This is a genomic window from Pseudoxanthomonas sp. LjRoot204_2 (genome assembly GCF_056175765.1).
Genome location: NZ_JBGFFG010000655.1, coordinates 1 through 1,346, shown reverse-complemented (window position 1 = coordinate 1,346; position 1,346 = coordinate 1). Strand labels below are relative to the sequence as shown.

Sequence of the window (1,346 nt, the reverse complement as noted above, 5' to 3'; positions counted from 1 at the left end):
GTACTGGTCCTCGTAGTCGCGCGCGTCCAGCCCGTTGCGCTTGCGGTAATCGATGTTCTGGCTCAACTCGGTGCTGGGCATGTTGCGTGCGCGCACCAGGCTGGACGACAGCACCGCCGCGTCCAGTTCCGATTCCCAGCGCTCGCCCAGTACCGTCGTCTGCACGGCCGAGCGCTCCTTGAAGGTGGTGCGGCGCACGTTCTTCAACAGCCAGTAACCGTCCAGGTGCTCGGCGGTGGCGGCATGCGCGATCGAGGCGAGCCTGCCGTCGTCCGCGAGTTCGTACATGCGCACGTCGCGCAGCTGCAGGGACACCTTGCCACCGCCCTGGTCCTTCTCTTCACCGCTCTGCGCATACAGGAAGGTGTTGCCTTCCCGCGCCCACAGCCCCGAATAGCGGTCCATCGCCACGTTGCCGGTGCGCGCCGCCATCTTCAGCACGTCGGCCTGGCGCTGGCCCCACGGACCCAGCGTCTCGCCGCTGAAGATCATCAGCACGGTCAGGATGCCCAGCGCGGCGGCAACCGAAATGCTCAGGCGCAGGCGCGACAGGCCCAGCGCACGCAGGGCGGTGAGTTCCGAACTGGCCGCGAGCTGGCCCAGCCCCATCAGCGAACCGATCACCGCTGCCGTGGGGAACATGGTGTAGGCGCGGCGCGGGACGGTGTACATCACCCAAGCGACCGCATGGCCGAAGGTGTAGTTGCCGGTGCCAAGGTCGCCGATCTCGCCAGACAGCGCCATCACCACGTCCAGGCCCACCAGCACCGCCCAGGTCAGCAGCACCGTGACCAGGACCACCTGGCCCACGTAGGTGTCATGCAGGCGCGGCAACAGCCTCATGCGCGCCTCCGCGGCCGCGACAGCCGGCCGTCACGCAGGTAGAACCAGATCGCCGCCGCCAGCAGCGGCAGGGTCAGCCACCACAGGCCCAACAGCCCCGGCAGCTTGCCGTCGGCCAGCAACTGGGTACCGTTGAACATGAGGCTGACGCCGACCAGATAGGCAAGGAAGCCCAGCATCACGCGACCGTAGCGGGTCTGGCGCGGCGAACTGCGCGACAGCGGCAGGGTCAGCAGGGCGAATGCCAGCGCCAGCAGCGGCGGAGTCAGCCGCGCGTGCACCTGCGCGTTCGCCTGCGGTCGGTCATCGCCCAGCAAACGGGGCGTCGGCAGCAGCGCGGGATCATCCTTGTCGAGCGTGTCGGCCCGGTCGGGCAACGCGACCTCATTGGACTTGTAGCGGATCAGCCGGTAATCCAGCCCCGCACCATCCGGACCTTCGACCCGGAAGCCGTCGTCCAGGCGCAGGTAACGGTTGCGTTCGCCCTCGAAGAACATCTGCCC

General features: G+C 68.1%; 2 protein-coding genes. Both read right to left on the bottom strand.

Annotation, left to right across the window (positions count from 1 at the left end; translation table 11 throughout):
• Positions 1-843: LPS export ABC transporter permease LptG (lptG, locus tag AC04L7_RS18820; RefSeq protein WP_475513720.1), on the bottom strand; the 843-nt coding region annotated here is incomplete at its 3' end.
• A partial coding sequence (locus tag AC04L7_RS18815) for an LptF/LptG family permease (protein WP_475513719.1) occupies positions 840-1,346 on the bottom strand: 507 nt, incomplete at its 5' end. The genes AC04L7_RS18815 and lptG, both read right to left, overlap by 4 nt.